At 33.6% G+C, this 15,477-nt stretch carries 19 protein-coding genes; 14 read left to right on the forward strand and 5 right to left on the reverse strand.

From position 1 onward, the window contains the following. The 8 genes from J0M08_05340 to J0M08_05375 all read left to right on the forward strand — a co-directional run. Positions 1-1,577: hypothetical protein (locus J0M08_05340; protein ID MBN8702464.1), on the forward strand; the 1,577-nt coding region annotated here is incomplete at its 5' end. A 2-nt stretch (positions 1,578-1,579) separates the two neighbouring features. Next, positions 1,580-1,942, forward strand: a complete 363-nt coding sequence (locus tag J0M08_05345) for a hypothetical protein (GenBank protein ID MBN8702465.1) — start codon at positions 1,580-1,582, stop codon at positions 1,940-1,942. A gap of 217 nt (positions 1,943-2,159) precedes the next feature. Then, the gene (locus J0M08_05350) at positions 2,160-2,450 is read left to right on the forward strand and encodes a hypothetical protein (GenBank protein MBN8702466.1); all 291 of its coding nucleotides are present in this window, start codon (positions 2,160-2,162) and stop codon (positions 2,448-2,450) included. Between the two features lie 72 nt (positions 2,451-2,522). Further along, a complete protein-coding gene (locus J0M08_05355; protein ID MBN8702467.1) occupies positions 2,523-2,789 on the forward strand; it encodes a hypothetical protein in 267 nt (88 codons plus the stop codon). Between the two features lie 88 nt (positions 2,790-2,877). Beyond that, entirely contained in the window at positions 2,878-3,435 is a 558-nt protein-coding gene (locus J0M08_05360) for a hypothetical protein (GenBank protein MBN8702468.1), read from the forward strand. A gap of 113 nt (positions 3,436-3,548) precedes the next feature. Continuing rightward, positions 3,549-3,809 carry a hypothetical protein gene (locus tag J0M08_05365; GenBank protein MBN8702469.1) on the forward strand — a complete coding sequence of 87 codons (261 nt, stop codon included), beginning with the start codon at positions 3,549-3,551 and terminating at the stop codon, positions 3,807-3,809. 85 nt (positions 3,810-3,894) lie between these two features. Beyond that, positions 3,895-4,248 carry a hypothetical protein gene (locus tag J0M08_05370; GenBank protein MBN8702470.1) on the forward strand — a complete coding sequence of 118 codons (354 nt, stop codon included), beginning with the start codon at positions 3,895-3,897 and terminating at the stop codon, positions 4,246-4,248. A gap of 323 nt (positions 4,249-4,571) precedes the next feature. Continuing rightward, positions 4,572-4,994, forward strand: a complete 423-nt coding sequence (locus tag J0M08_05375; GenBank protein ID MBN8702471.1) for a hypothetical protein — start codon at positions 4,572-4,574, stop codon at positions 4,992-4,994. A 53-nt stretch (positions 4,995-5,047) separates the two neighbouring features. Here the strand turns inward: J0M08_05375 and J0M08_05380 are convergent, their stop codons facing one another. The 3 genes from J0M08_05380 to J0M08_05390 are packed head-to-tail and all read right to left on the reverse strand — an operon-like array spanning position 5,048 to position 7,343. Then, on the reverse strand, positions 5,048-5,647 hold the full coding sequence (locus tag J0M08_05380) for a hypothetical protein (protein MBN8702472.1): 600 nt from the start codon (positions 5,645-5,647) through the stop codon (positions 5,048-5,050). Between the two features lie 15 nt (positions 5,648-5,662). After that, positions 5,663-6,172, reverse strand: a complete 510-nt coding sequence (locus J0M08_05385; GenBank protein ID MBN8702473.1) for a hypothetical protein — start codon at positions 6,170-6,172, stop codon at positions 5,663-5,665. 7 nt (positions 6,173-6,179) lie between these two features. After that, on the reverse strand, positions 6,180-7,343 hold the full coding sequence (locus tag J0M08_05390) for a hypothetical protein (protein MBN8702474.1): 1,164 nt from the start codon (positions 7,341-7,343) through the stop codon (positions 6,180-6,182). Between the two features lie 103 nt (positions 7,344-7,446). Between J0M08_05390 and J0M08_05395 the strand changes: the two genes are divergently transcribed. Further along, on the forward strand, positions 7,447-7,821 hold the full coding sequence (locus J0M08_05395; GenBank protein ID MBN8702475.1) for a helix-turn-helix transcriptional regulator: 375 nt from the start codon (positions 7,447-7,449) through the stop codon (positions 7,819-7,821). Positions 7,822-7,887: 66 nt separating this feature from the next. Here the strand turns inward: J0M08_05395 and J0M08_05400 are convergent, their stop codons facing one another. Both J0M08_05400 and J0M08_05405 read right to left on the reverse strand, forming a co-directional pair. Then, positions 7,888-8,856 (reverse strand): hypothetical protein, encoded by a 969-nt coding sequence (locus tag J0M08_05400; GenBank protein MBN8702476.1) that lies wholly within the window; start codon positions 8,854-8,856, stop codon positions 7,888-7,890. Then, a complete protein-coding gene (locus tag J0M08_05405) occupies positions 8,828-10,903 on the reverse strand; it encodes a thioredoxin domain-containing protein (protein MBN8702477.1) in 2,076 nt (691 codons plus the stop codon). The genes J0M08_05400 and J0M08_05405 overlap by 29 nt, the downstream gene beginning before the upstream one ends. A gap of 74 nt (positions 10,904-10,977) precedes the next feature. Between J0M08_05405 and typA the strand changes: the two genes are divergently transcribed. The 5 genes from typA to J0M08_05430 all read left to right on the forward strand — a co-directional run bounded on the left by typA (position 10,978) and on the right by J0M08_05430 (position 15,438). Then, on the forward strand, positions 10,978-12,786 hold the full coding sequence (gene typA / locus J0M08_05410) for a translational GTPase TypA (GenBank protein MBN8702478.1): 1,809 nt from the start codon (positions 10,978-10,980) through the stop codon (positions 12,784-12,786). 158 nt (positions 12,787-12,944) lie between these two features. After that, positions 12,945-13,727, forward strand: coding sequence for a hypothetical protein (locus J0M08_05415; GenBank protein ID MBN8702479.1), 783 nt, complete (start codon positions 12,945-12,947; stop codon positions 13,725-13,727). Between the two features lie 161 nt (positions 13,728-13,888). After that, on the forward strand, positions 13,889-14,272 hold the full coding sequence (locus tag J0M08_05420; protein MBN8702480.1) for an NADH-quinone oxidoreductase subunit A: 384 nt from the start codon (positions 13,889-13,891) through the stop codon (positions 14,270-14,272). An 88-nt stretch (positions 14,273-14,360) separates the two neighbouring features. Continuing rightward, on the forward strand, positions 14,361-14,900 hold the full coding sequence (locus J0M08_05425; GenBank protein MBN8702481.1) for an NADH-quinone oxidoreductase subunit B: 540 nt from the start codon (positions 14,361-14,363) through the stop codon (positions 14,898-14,900). A 22-nt stretch (positions 14,901-14,922) separates the two neighbouring features. Continuing rightward, positions 14,923-15,438 (forward strand): NADH-quinone oxidoreductase subunit C, encoded by a 516-nt coding sequence (locus J0M08_05430; protein ID MBN8702482.1) that lies wholly within the window; start codon positions 14,923-14,925, stop codon positions 15,436-15,438. The last annotated feature ends 39 nt before the right edge of the window (positions 15,439-15,477 follow it).

The raw sequence follows: 15,477 nt of genomic DNA on the forward strand, positions 1-15,477 counted from the left end.
GATTTGTTTCTCAAACTGCCGATGTGAAAACTCTGGCACACGAATTAGCGCATGGAGCCTTTGGTTTGGAGCATCCGTTCCCGCAAATAACACAAGGCTCTTCGGGGTTGCTCATGGACTACGCTTCTGGAGAAGAGTTGACGAGGATGGAGTGGGAGCAAATTCATAGCCCTAATCCTATTTACAACTGGGGCGATAGCGATGAAGATGCTGCGTTTTTCGATTCATGGTTACGCTCAGCATTGGGCAATAATTGTTATACACAATATCTTGCACACGATGGCATTATACCTCCTTGCTGGTGGGAAAATGAATATGTTTACAATCCCCAAGGCGACCCAGCTTTAATTTCCGGAATTATCGATGGAGCTTACAATACGATTAAAAGTGTCTTTACAATTGCTCAGTTGTGTGTGTGCATGACTCCTGCAGGAGTGGTTACGCCATCGTGTTATGAATTAAATGAAAAAATTGGAGAAACAGGGACGTTTATTTACAACTATGCAACAGATAATGCTTATAGAGCATCTGTCAAAACGGCCATTTATAAAGAGCTGGGTAATTGGTGGGATAGTACTACTTGTTTTCAACCGCATTGCAGATACAATCAAGGTAAATTAGTTTTTGATATTGCCTCTGCAGTATTAACCGATGGTGGAGCTGCAATTTTAAAGGGGGGAATTACAATTCAAAAGACGGCTAATCTACTTTCTAAAATTCCTAAGGTGTTTGGTAAGGTAAATAAGGCTGTTTCAAAATTGAGCTACAAAATTACCAAGCAAGCCAAGATATTTTATTTAACTACTTCCTTAAATGTAAATATCGCGGTTTTCGATATTTCGAAAAATGCGATACGGCCAATTCAGTGGATGCCGAGTACAGCCAGCAATACAAAAGTATTGCAAAAGATAAACAATGTTGATTTCTATGATGCTTCCAACACCCTTAAACATGGAGAATTAGAGATTTTAGAAGATGCGGGTAAGAATGTAGGATGGAGGGAGGTAAACATGATGGGGGATTTGCTTACTAAGCGCACTAATTGGTTGAATAATTTAAAATCACAACATGGACCCTTTGATATTTTAAACTTTAAGTCTCAAGGTCTAAAACAAATTGATGTTCCAAATGCAATCTATACGGAGATGTTGGGTGAATATCCAACAGCTATCGATAATGCAACTAAGCAGGGATATCTAAATGAATTAATAAACTCAGGGAGTTCAGTTCCATTAAAAAAGCATTTTAATATTGGAGATGAACTATATAAAATAGTACCTAAGGGAGAGAGTGTGACCCCCTATACTCCTTTTTTTATGACAAAATCAGAGTATGAAGCTCTTGAAACCGCCTCAAATATTGAGCAAAGACTAGGACTACCATTAATAAGCCACTCAATTGAATATGATGTATTTAAAATTACTGCAACTCAACAAGCAAAAGCATTTGAAAATACAATAGCTAATACATTGGAAAAGTCCTACACAACAACTGGAGGGGGAAAACAAATGCTTGTAATTGATAGAGGTAAATGGAGTGCTCCTCTAAAAGTTAAGACTATTATACCTAATCAATAATTATGATGAATACAATTAATTATATAGAAAATAATCTAAATCGAATTTCAGAATTATCGGTATTAGAAAAATTTGATTTAATTATAAGTTCAACAAATGCTATAAATAAGAAGGAATTATCAAATGTTGAATTGATCAAAAAGATATTGACTAAAATAGAAGCTTTGCGTTACGAAATGGGTTACAATAAAGGGATAGAGGCAATAAGCGGTAGACTTGATAAAATTTTAGCATATGAAGCGTTAAAGCTTGCCCGAACTATTTTTAATGGAAAAGATTTAATGAAGTTTATCAATGATGTACTTTATTACGAAATAAATGAAGGTTTTAGAGAAGAGTTGTTGAAGGAAATAGAAGGATTATAACGAAAAATCTCGTAAATCAATAATTCTGCACGTGCTAACCTACCTCCAGGCAGGGCTGAAGCTATGCTATTTGTCTTGGGCTTAGTGCGCAACAGTTCTTGTAAGATGGGCTTATTTAAAATAAGCAAAGCTTACAAAAATTAAAAGGTACTAAGAAAATCTTAGCACCTACGGGGGATAATTCATTTAAAAATTCCGTACAACAAATTCAATTACCATGGTAGAAACAGAATTATTTAAAAAACAATACAATGAATTATTAGAATTAGTTGCAAACGAAGCTAAGCTTAACAAATCAGCTTTAGAATACTTAAATTATTTGAATAAGTATTACAGTATGTTTGTAGCTTATTCTAATAAGAGTGATAAAGAAAATTTAAAAGAGTTTTTGCGAAGCGCCAATCGTTACTTAGATGAATTTTCTTTTTCAGCTGACAATAGTTATTTAATAAAAAACAGAATTAGTGATTTGTATGATATACTAGACAAAGAAAACAATGCAATGTAATTTTATTGAATACCGATTACTAGATTGCATTTTTTAAGCAATTAACGGCAAATACATACTTTTGTTTTAGTGATGAGTGGCGATTATAAGATTACCACAAGTCAATCAGCAACAACCTATAGAATTATAATAGCTCCTACCACACAGAGGGGATATTCAACTACAGGAGGTGCTATTCAAACATTATTACTTGATGGAAGCCTTTGGAGTACCCTAGTAAGCGCGAACTTTTATTTCATACCAAACTATCATATAACTTTGCTTCCAAAAATAAATAAGCTGGAGCTTATAAAAAAATTAGGCCTAAGCTCCAACACACAATGCAACGCTGCAGCTTAGCTACCTACTGGGAAGACTGCACAAGCTGTGCACATTATACTGTGAATAATGTAAACATATAGTAGTATAAATTCTAAATGAATAATAGATGAAATTAAAAAGGAATTTAAGTTTTTATTTTTTTTGTTCTGTCTTTATGTTTTTTCAAAAAGGTTTTACGCAAATTATAGACAGAGCCTATTTAGACCATATAAATAGTAGTTATGGTGAAGTGGCATTAATAAATTTTATTGATAGCTGTGCTAAAAGGAAAAATATTGAGTGTATGTTTAATAAATATGTTATGTATTATGATAGTAGAAAAATAGATAGTGCAGTTGTATTGTTACTTGAAATAGCTTGCCAAAACATCGGTAGCATGGATGACCCTTATAATAGAGTTTTGGAAGTCCGAAATTCATTGGGAATAATGTATTTGGATGGATTTGTTTTAAAACAAGATTTTTACTTAAGCTATGTGTGGTTTCTTGTTTATAATGAGCATAAAAATAGTTGCGCCCAAGATGTTCAACAAAATAATATCAAAAGAATAAAATATGTTCAAAAAAAGCTATCTAAAAGTGAAATTTTATCTGCTCAAAAAGACGCTACATTTATAAATAAAGGGCCACTAAAGAATACTTCGAAACTTTTTGTAATGGAGTAGCTCCAGAGGTTAAGCACAAACACACAATGCAACGCTGCAGCTTAGTTGCCTAAAGGGTTTGTTGATGATTTTGCTAATAAAATAACTTTTGTAAAAGAAATTCCATTACAATAATGAAAATAATAATTGACAAATGCCCCGCATGTGAACCTATCAATAAAATTATTGAAGAGATTTTGAAAATTGGATATAAGACTTTAGAAAGCAAACTAGAAGACTATCATTTTCGCCAATTGTATTTTAAGGTAAACGCAAAAATTGATATTTTAAAGGGATTCGATATTTCTGGATTTACAATAAAGGATAATTTTTTGATTTGTGACTGTCATTGGAGCAGAATTGAATTCATTCAAAATGAAGTTGTTCATTCATGAAACCAATTCCTTCAAGTATTACCCCCCCCCTTCCTTTAAGTAAAGGAGGTCTTGGAGGAACAATGACTAATCTAGGAAATAATTTATGGAAAACAATATGGTAAATAATGTTTTATTTGATAATAAGTTCTTTTTAAGCTATTCTGATGCGAAAGAGGTAATAAATGAGTTTTTAAAAAACAACATGAACGAGTGGCTCTTAAAGGAAGATGAAAATTTTGGCATGTACTTTCATTTGAGATATGAATACAAAAATTATTCAATTTACTTACTAAGTGATAGAGGCAGTTTGAGCTTTAAATTTACGGTTGATAATAACGAAATAAGTTTATTGCTTTTCGAGCCATTATTATCTAATGTAGAGTGGTTCAGTAGAAAAAATATATTATTTGTTCTTGGAACAATTCAGCGTTATATAGAAGGGCAAAGTGTGATTTAACCCTCGATAGTCGACAAAGTAACCAGTAAGCTTTTCAACTCAGTAGGCGCGTAATTTTACTTCATACCAAACAAGCTAATAACTTTGCCTACAAAAAGGAAACAAGCTTATCTAATAAAAACATTAAGGCATTAAGCACCAGCACACAATGCAACGCTGCAGCTTAGCTGCCTACAGGAGACGAAATAGTAATATGGAGTGATCCAATTAATTCTAGAACTGGATTCTATAAGCGTGAATTGGACTTTATTCAAATGAATGCTATAAATTATGGGTTTGATTATAGTACAGGAATAAGTACTGGAATATTTAAAAAATAAAAAATGGACAATTTTTTCAGAAGAATAAATACGGAATCTCTCTATCAGTTTATTGGTGAAACAAAAATTGATTATCATGCTGGCATATATTTCGTCTATAAGAAAACTAATTACTTGAAATTTTTTAAGAATCATACAATAAAATATTTTGAGAGAATTGAGGGACAGCACTTAGATGATACGAATTTTTTAAAACTAAATGAGTCTCTGCTTATAGAAAATAAAGATATTCAGACGGTTCAAGCTAAAGGTATAGAATGGAATAATAATATAGTCTTATTTGAGATTAAAAGGAATACAATTTTAATTCCTTTTTATTGTATGCCTTCTAAACTAATCGAATTAATAGATAATGAAATAACAGAGGTGGTTTTTGATAATCACGAATCACCTCATAAAACAACTGAAGTATATCGATTAATCTAAGACATTAAAAGATTTTTATGCCCTAGTTAGCGCGAACTTTTACTTCATATCAATTAATAAGTTTTCCTAAAATGCTCTTTTCCTGCTAACCACAAGTATCTGTCAATATCTTTTAATGTAAAAATTTCAAGATTATAAAATGTGCGAAAACTTAATAGAATGTTTTTAAATTTTGTGTACTCTTTTAAATCTATTTTGCCAAACTCGCAAAACGAATCTTCTTTTTTAAAGTGCAAAAGTATTTTCCCTACATAGGAATCATAAATAGGATATAAGTTTGGATAATGATGGCTGCAATATTTGGTTGCGAATGAGTAAAAATTTTTCTGCACTCCATTCATTTTTACCATTGCAATTTTATTAACTATACCAAGATCTCCTTGTTTAATTTTCCTGTCAATATCAAGAGAAATTATATGCTTGGCCACAGCAAATGGTGAAAAAATATGAGTGCTGTAAAAATCATTTAGCGAACATACTTTTATTAAAACATCATCTAAATCTATATTATTAGGATACGTAATCAAGAATAGTTTTTTGAGCGCACTCTCTTGTTCAATATAATTTTTATTTTCTTCGGAATACCACATCTGAACATATCGAGCAATTTCCGTTTCTGACGGCTTAACAATATTCTTATTCTTCATTTTCATAATATTAAAGTTAAACTACTTTCTCCTAAAACAGCCAAACATCCTATCACAGAGCATTTTATCATTTTCTACGTATTCAATAAGAAATATATTTTTTAAAACATTTACTTGGTTGATAAGGAAGTTTTTGTCGCTATTAGCAATATACATCATTGCAGAATCAGCATTAATATTTAAACCATGATTTTTTCTAAGACTATTCCTTAGCAATTCTGAAACAAGTATTCTTTTTGTTTCTCCCTTTTCTGTAATAGTTAGAAGATATTCCGTTTTATAAGTATTTCCTGTTTTGGAAATTGTTAATTGTACTTCTATTGCTGGATTTGTTGAATAATCTTCGCCAACAAATGGCAGCTTACGTTCTGCAATCAAGCTTGGATTTGATTTGCACAATATCCATTCTCCAATAAATGAATCGAAGTCATCCGATAATAACTCAGTCGTATTATTGATTGAAATTTCTTTACATGAAATTAGTACAACGCAGATACATGTAAATATAAATATTTTTAAACCTTTACTCATTATACATTTATTGATTACAACATTGCCAACTATATTTAATTTTGTATCCATCATCAAGTGCCGATACCTCGACCAAACAACACCCTACTTCTGCCCCATAACAAGAGAAACTATATACGTCTTCGCGTAAATTTTCTTCGCTACAAAAATATTTCATGAAGTGCTCATGTATATAGCTATAATCAAACAAGGCTTTTTGAGTATAAATCCCCTTGGAAGACACTATATTTACAATGTTTTCATTTGTTAACAAATCATCTGTTGAATAAATTGCCGATAGCTCTAATTCTAAAGATCTATCTTTATTATTTAATTTTTTATTGTCCCGTTGCGAACTCTGACCATATGATTTATCTTGCAATTGCCTTTCGTGAGTTACATTTAAAGCTATATTCCGTTGAATCGTATCATTCTCAACCTGTTTTATTTCTGAAGTTGTCTCAGAGACTGAGGGGGCTGATGCAGATTTGTAATTCTTTGAAAAATAAAAGCAGATTATTGCAAATAGGACTAAAAACAATACGATGCCTAGAGCAACTATGGTGCTAATGCCACTAGAATCTTTTCTCTCATGAGGCAAATAAGGTATTGAAGGTTGTTCGGCATTAGCCCCTTGTTCTTTGTGCTCATTATTGCCCTCACCCTTTATCTCTAAATTATTATCCCCAATTAATAGTTTCTTTTTCAATTCTTCTTTCTGATATTCATACTCCCTTTCCGTAAGCACACCTTTTTCTTTTAAAAGAAGGACCTGCTCTAGTTGCTTTAAAACATCTCCATTATTATTGTGCAGAGATTCCTTTTCTAAATTTAAGCGCTTTGCCTGATCTGTTTTTATTTCATTATTCCGCTTCGCCATTAACTCCGCCTCCAGTTCAATATCTTCATTATAACTATTTATTGCATTTGCTCCCCAAATTATTGGTATAATGTAGTGAATAAGAAGCCAAACAATTACAAACCAAACTACAGCACCTAATACACCACCAACACCTACTAATTGAGAGCCTAAAAGAGTTTTAATAATGGTATTTCCTAAAAAAATCCAGTATATAATTTCTGCAAAACACATTACTACAGCTCCTGTAATAGTACAATAAACCATGCTTATTGGTCCTAGAATAAACCAAAGAATAATAAAAATCCAAATTTCCTTAGGACGTTTAATCATTACAAATTGCTTTTTACAAAATAGTAAATATATAATTTACAATGTAAATATTAAACATACAAATAAAAGTGTAAAAAGTCCATGTGTTTCTCAATTTTGTGGGATGGGCGTACACATTGGAGAAAAAATACGGCAGCGAGCCAAAGAGCTGCGCATGGGGCCTACTGAGTTGGGCAAATTAGTTCACACCTCCAAACAAAACATTGCCGGTATTTACAAACGAAAATCTATTGATGCCGAATTACTTAGAAAACTATCGCATGCACTTAATTATAATTTCTTTGAATACTACTCTCCGTCTGTTGTTATAACCTATGCCAATGAAGAACAAGCTGCGCATAGAAAATCTTCGGGAACAAAATACGGCAAGAAGAAAAACAGCAAAAAGAAAAACAACCTCGATTTAGCAACAGAGCTGCACGCTATACGCCAACTACTTGATGTTATTTTTAAAAAACTAGAGAATCCTTTGCAGTAGGCGGGCATGTTTACTTCGTGCCCAAATTCTTTAACTTAATCGCATTGGCGCGCTAAGCCGCACACATTAATAGTAGCTAATCTTATAAATATCTATTTTCTTATTTTTTTCATCTCTAGACAATCGTGATTTCAAGAGTCCATTATCATAAAAAATAAAATTATCCTGAAACACTAGTTCATTGCTTTTGTATTTACTAATTATACTTAATTGACCATTTTCTGTATAACCAATAGTGTATTTCTCGTTCATATCTCCACTTGCATTTGACGAATAAACCTTTTCGGTCAATTGCTTCTTGGTATTATAAGAATATATATTTTCTAAATGCACCCAACCTATTGAAAAATCGTGGGTTTCACGCAAAAGTAAATTATCGTCAGAAAAATATTTTATAATCTCTTTATATATCCTACTCTCGTCATTAAAACATTTTACCTTAAACTGATAGTTTGGCAAACGCTCGTAAGCAAATGTTTCTAATGAAATAACAACTTGTGCTGATGGAATAAAATTAGTTATGTGGTTACCAACATTCTGCTCTCGCACATTAGTAAGTTTTGAGACAAAACCTCCGTCATTATACTCGTAATACCAACTAGTAAAGCCGGTTTCTAGCCGCGTACGTTTTATTTGCAAATTACCTTCTTTGTTATAATGGTAATAGGTAATAGATGAATCGCTGACAATATGCTTACGTCCATTGCCTTGCTCATCGTCCTTTCCGACAATCTTTCTTTCTTCAACTCTCATGGATTGAATAAGCTGACCTTCTTCGTTAAAAAAGAACTGGTCGTAAAAGTTATAGTCCTTAATAGGCTGATTATCGGGCTTAACAGCGTAATTTATTTTTATCGCTCTTACTTTATTTTTTTGCACAACTGCTCTTTCAAACTGGTTAAACTCCAAGCCTTGATTAGGAGAAGTACTCAAGTGATTAGGCGAAAAAACAAATTGTGAAAACAACGGATGTCCGCCAAGCAAAAAAGAAAAAAGAAAATAATAGTTAATTGTGGATTTGCCTAAGCGCTTCATCAACAGTATGTGTAGGATATTTACATGTTTTATTGGTACAAACATATATGGTGTTTTCTTTTGCCTCTAATTTATCTTTTAATAAAGGAATTTTTGTTTGTACACTACTACTAGTTATAAACATTTTGTTGGGTATATATTTTTTAGAAAACTCCAGAATATTTTTTTTTGCATCATTCCCCACAATTGCAATTTCATACAACGGAAAAATTTGTTGCAACAACAAGATGCCCCAATTGCTATATCCGGAGCCATATTCCTTTAATAAAGGGATTGTATTGTTTAGCATTTTCAAACTTACAGTGCGGTAATATTCATTGTCTAGTAAATTGCCTAAATAAAACAATGATTTCGCAATGGAAGAGCTTGATGCAGGAATAACATTGTCAGACACTTCATATTTACGGGCAATTAATGCTTTCGATTTAATGGAAGTAAAATAAAACATTCCGGAAGCAGAATCGAAAAAATTATCGAAACAATACGAAACATAACTGTTTGCTTTCTCTACCCACTCTTCATTTCCGGTGGCCTCGTACAATGCAATATATCCTTCCACCACAAATGCATAATCCTCTAAAAAACCCTCTATAGTTGCGCTCCCGTTTTTGTAGGAATGAAATAATCCACCATCTGGCATCTTTACACTACGCTCTATCAGCGCTGCTATTTGCAAAGCATTGTGCAAATAGTGTTCATTCTGCAGGGCAAAATAAGAATCTACAAAACCTTTCAGTAGCAGCGCATTCCAACTGGTTAAGCATTTATCGTCCAATCCGGGCTTTGTACGCTTATTTCTTTCCTGCTGCAATTTTTTCTTGGCATTTTCTATTTTTTCTTGCACTTGTGCTACCGACAAATTTTGCCGTGCCGCAAAATCTACTAACTCAGCATTTCTTAGCAAAATATAATTATCGTGCTCCCAACAGCCCAATTCATTTACATTAAAATAATCTGCAAACAATAAATAATTTTCCCCCAATACATTTTCAAGCTCTTTTTTAGTCCACACATAATATTTTCCTTCCACGCCTTCGCTATCTGCATCCAATGCGCTATAAAATAATCCTTCTGCCGACTTCATTTCTGTTGTCAAAAACAAAATAGTCTGCTCAATTACTTCTTTGTACAGTTCTTTCTTAGTGCACTGAAAAGCCTCTGCATACAACGATAATAACTGTGCATTATCATACAACATTTTTTCAAAATGTGGCACTTTCCATTCCATATCCGTTGAATAGCGCGCAAACCCACCTCCAAGTTGATCGTAAATGCCGCCCATTGCCATTTTATCCAGTGTCAAAAAAACGTGCTCTAGTAATTTGGGCGAATCAATTGCATTAGGGCTAGAAGAAGCAATATTGGATGATATTTTATACTTGTTTAGAGTTGCCAAACGCATTAAAAAAATGTAATTATTGGGCAACGGAAATTTGGGTGCTTTTGCCGGTCCACCAAACTCCTCATCAAATCTTACGCTCCAATTATCCATACAGGCTTTCAAAATAGATATATCAAATCCTTCTGTTTGTTCAATCCGTACAACGCTATCTGTTTTGATTATACCATCTGTTAAGCGTTCTGCATATTCATACATTTTACCGGGCTCTGTTTTATAGATGTCCACCAACGTAGATAATACTTGCATCCACTTTGCCTTAGGAAAATAAGTTCCGCCATATACAGGTCTTTGATCGGGCAATGCAAAACAATTAAGAGGCCAACCTCCTTGTCCACTCATCAACTGAACAGCCGCCATATATACTTGGTCTATGTCCGGACGCTCCTCTCTATCTACTTTTATACACACAAAATGTTCGTTCATTAGTTTAGCCACCTGTTCGTCCTCAAAGCACTCACGCTCCATCACATGGCACCAATGACAAGACGAATAGCCAATACTAATAAGTATCAATTTATTCTCCACAACAGCTTTTGTAAGCGCACTTTCTGTCCAAGCGTACCAGTTTACCGGGTTATATGCATGCTGCAACAAATATGGACTTGTTTCATTTATGAGCGAATTGGCTTTATTATTCTTTAACATACTGTTGTTTTAATGCTTAGGAATGGTAATTTATTGCAAAATTATAGTAGTTTTGCGCATCTTAACAATTATATATGCAAAGTATCAGAAATATTGCCATTATTGCGCACGTTGACCACGGTAAAACAACACTAGTAGATAAGATATTATTACTAGGAAAACTATTTAGAGAAAATCAAGAAATGGGCGAGCTAATCCTTGACAACAATGATTTAGAGCGCGAAAGAGGAATTACCATTCTAGCGAAGAACGTTTCTGTTACATACAAAGGTGTAAAAATAAACATTATCGACACTCCGGGCCATGCCGACTTTGGTGGAGAAGTAGAGCGTGTATTAAACATGGCTGATGGCGTAATCCTATTAGTTGATGCGTTCGAGGGACCAATGCCTCAAACACGTTTTGTATTGCAAAAGGCACTTCAAAAAGGATTAAAAGCAATTGTGGTTGTAAATAAAGTAGACAAACCAAATTGTCGTCCGGATGAAACACAAGAAAATGTTTGGGAATTGTTTTTCAACTTAGATGCAACGGAAGATCAACTTGACTTTCCTACCGTATATGGCTCTTCCAAGCACAATTGGATGGGACCTGACTGGAAAACCCCAACCACAGACATTACTTATTTATTAGATACTATTCTTGCAAAAATACCACCTGCGCCTATGCATGAAGGTACTTTGCAGATGCAAATTACATCGTTAGACTTCTCCACATTTGTTGGCAGGATTGCCATAGGACGTGTGTATAGAGGATTAGTAAAGGAAAATATGCCGGTATCACTCGTAAAACGAGATGGTAAAATAATAAAATCAAGAATTAAAGAACTTTTTGTTTTTCAAGGTTTGGCAAAGCAAAAAGTACAAGAAGTTAAAGCTGGCGATATTTGTGCAGTTACTGGAATTGAAGGTTTTGAAATTGGCGATACACTTGCCGATTTTGAAAATCCGGAAGCATTACCTCCAATTGATATTGATGAGCCTACTATGAGTATGCTCTTTACAATTAACAATTCTCCATTTTTCGGTAAAGAAGGTAAGTTTGTTACTTCACGCCATTTGAGAGATAGACTATTCAAAGAGTTAGAAAAAAATCTTGCCATGAGATTGGTAGAAACTGACTCTCCAGATTCTTACATGGTTTTCGGACGAGGTATTCTGCACTTGTCTATCCTAATTGAAACAATGAGAAGAGAAGGCTACGAAATTCAAGTAGGGCAACCACAAGTAATTATCAAACACATAGACGGTGTTAAACATGAGCCGGTAGAAATTTTATACGTAGATACCCCACAAGAAACATCCGGTAAGGTAATTGAATTTGTAAGTCAGCGAAAAGGCGAAATGGTTGTAATGACACCAAAAGCAGACTGGGTACATTTAGAGTTTAACATTCCATCTCGTGGATTAATAGGTTTAAGAAACAATATTTTGACAGCTACTGCAGGAGAAGCGGTAATGAACCATAGATTTAAAGCTTTCGAACCTTGGAAAGGTCCAATTCCATCAAGAATTGCAGGTGTGCTAATATCTGGAGAAACTGGCACGGCAGTTGCATACTCCATAGATAAATTGCAAGACAGAGGTAAGTTTTTTGTAGAACCTACAGAGGAAGTATACGCTGGACAAGTTATTGGAGAAAACATTCGCCAAGACGATTTAGTAATTAATATTACTAAAGGGAAAAAACTAACAAATATGCGTGCTTCAGGCAGCGATGAAAAAATGAGTATCGCCCCTAAAATTAATTTTTCGTTGGAAGAAGCTATGGAATATATACAATCTGATGAGTATGTAGAAATAACACCGAAATCAATTCGTTTAAGAAAAATCCACTTAGATGAAAACGAACGAAAACGCCAACAAAAGAAAGTTGAAGCCTAATTTTGTAGTTTAAGAAATAAATATATCTTTATGGTACATTTAAAAACAAGACCACTAAAAAATTCAAGATGTTTTTAGTAAATTGTTTTGATTTATTGTAATAGAATTTTAATATTGTGATATCGTATCTAATTGATTTTAAGGATAACATGAATAAAATAGTTATAGTTTTAGTTGCGCTGATTTCTTCACTAAATACAGCCTTTGCAGGCGGAGTAATTGTGTTAGAAGGTACCTATCAAGGAAAAAATTTGTATGTGAACAATCCTTTTGCAGGAAGCGGAGTAGGTTTTTGCGTATATGAAGTTACGGTAAACGACCAAGTAACAACTGACGAGATTAACTCAAGTGCCTTTGAAGTTGATTTTAAAAATTTTCAATTTAAACTAGGAGATAGAATTGAAGTGAAAATTAAGCATAAAGACGATTGCAAGCCACGCGTTTTAAATCCGGAAGTTTTAAAACCAAAAAGTTCCTTTGAGATTGTAAGTATGAAGATTGAAAAAGACGAAGTTTTAAAGTGGACAGCAAAGAATGAGAACGGAAAACTTCCATATATAGTTGAACAGTTTAGATGGAATAAATGGGTTAAAGTTGGTGAAGTAGAAGGCAATGGAACACCGTCTGAAAATTCATATTCCTTTAAAATAACACCACATTCAGGAAAAAATCAATTTAAAGTAAAACAAGTTGACTATTCTAACGTAGCTCGAATTTCCAAACCTGTTGATTACATGTCTTCAAAATCGGAAATTACATTCTCTCCACAAAAGGTTTCTAAAGAGCTCGTTTTTTCTGAAGAAACTATGTACGAAATTTTTGACCAATATGGAAATGTGGTAAAAAGAGGTACAAATAAACAAATAGATTGCTCAAATCTTTCTAAAGGTGTTTATTACATAAACTACGATAATAAAACCGGGGAGTTTATTAAAAAATAATTTTTTTAAACAAAATAGAAAAGGTGTACTAACTACTTAGTACACCTTTTCTATTTCTAACCAATTTCTTTTCAGCAAAAATCATTAATTAAGTTATATCTGTATTTTTCATTTAATGAACATTATTAGTTAAATTAGTGTTATTCATTAAATAGAATTTTATGCACACGTCTCAAGCATTTATTGATTATGTTCCAATTGTAATAACATTAATTATTGCACTAGGCTTTGTTGGACTTACTATGTTTGCAACACACGCCCTTGGACCAAAATTAAAAGGCAAAAAAAAACTCGACACATTTGAGTGTGGTATTGAGTTGCAGGGCAATGCGCGCATTCCATTTTCTATAAAATATTTTATAGTCGCAATTCTTTTTGTGTTGTTTGATGTGGAAGTAATATTTATGTATCCATGGGCAGTTAATTTTAAGGAGTTAATGTCAGAAGGCGGACCTGCAATTTTTTTCGAAATGCTTTTATTCATTGCATTTTTCTTGATTGGCTTTACCTACATTATCAAGAAGGGGGCGCTAAAATGGGAGTAATACCAATTTGATAATGATTACACGAATCAACTCGAAGTATTTTTTTTAGAATTTTAGTATTTATTATTTAGAACTTTCTTCCGAATTTATGAGCAAAATACACATAGCTGAAAAACCCGATGGACACGAAGGTGCAGGGTTCTTTGCCACATCGCTTGATAAAGCCGTTGGCTTAGCACGAAAAAATTCTATTTGGCCACTGCCATTTGCTACCTCTTGCTGCGGCATTGAGTTTATGGCATTAATGGCATCGCATTACGATTTAGGAAGATTTGGTTCCGAGCGACTTTCGTTTTCTCCTCGTCAAGCAGATTTACTAATGGTAATGGGAACCATCGCAAAAAAAATGGCTCCTGTTTTAAGGCAAGTTTATGAACAAATGGCAGAACCTAAGTGGGTTCTATCAATGGGTGCTTGTGCTTCAAGTGGTGGAATATTCGACACCTATAGTGTTTTACAAGGTATTGATAAAGTTATACCAGTAGATGTATATGTTCCAGGCTGCCCTCCAAGACCGGAGCAGGTTATTGATGGAATAATGCAAATCCAAAATATGGTTGGCAACGAAAGTTTGAGAAGAAGAAATTCTCCTGAATACGCTCATTTGCTTGCTAAATACGGCATGTAACAAATAAATTATAAAATTTAGTATGACTACAACCGATACAACACTTTTAACAACAATACACGAAAAATTAAAAACGCAATTTGGCGATGCAATTATTTCGGCTGAACAGCACTACGATTTTCCGGTGTTTGTTGTTTCAAGAGAAAAAGCTCACGACATATTGCAGTTTTTAAAAGAGAATGCAGATACGCAATTCCAGTTTTTAACTACCATGTGCACATTGCACTTTCCAGATAACGAGGGACAAGAATTTGGCATAATGTATCAATTGCATAATATGCCTAAAAACTGGCGTATTCGCATAAAAACATTTTTCTCAAAGAACGACACTTCTATTCCTACTGTAACAGATTTGTTTCCTACAGCCAACTGGATGGAGCGTCAGGAGTACGATTTTTTTGGCATCCAATTTAAAGGGCATCCTGATTTGAGAAGAATATTAAATATGGATGAGATGAATTATCATCCAATGCGTAAAGAATATGCACTAGAAGACGATACCCGCACCGATAAGAACGACAAGATGTTTGGACGATAATACAATTTGAAAGTGTGCTGATTTGAAAATTTGAAAATG

The organism is Bacteroidota bacterium, from assembly GCA_017303975.1.
Lineage (GTDB): Bacteria > Bacteroidota > Bacteroidia > JAFLBG01 > JAFLBG01 > JAFLBG01.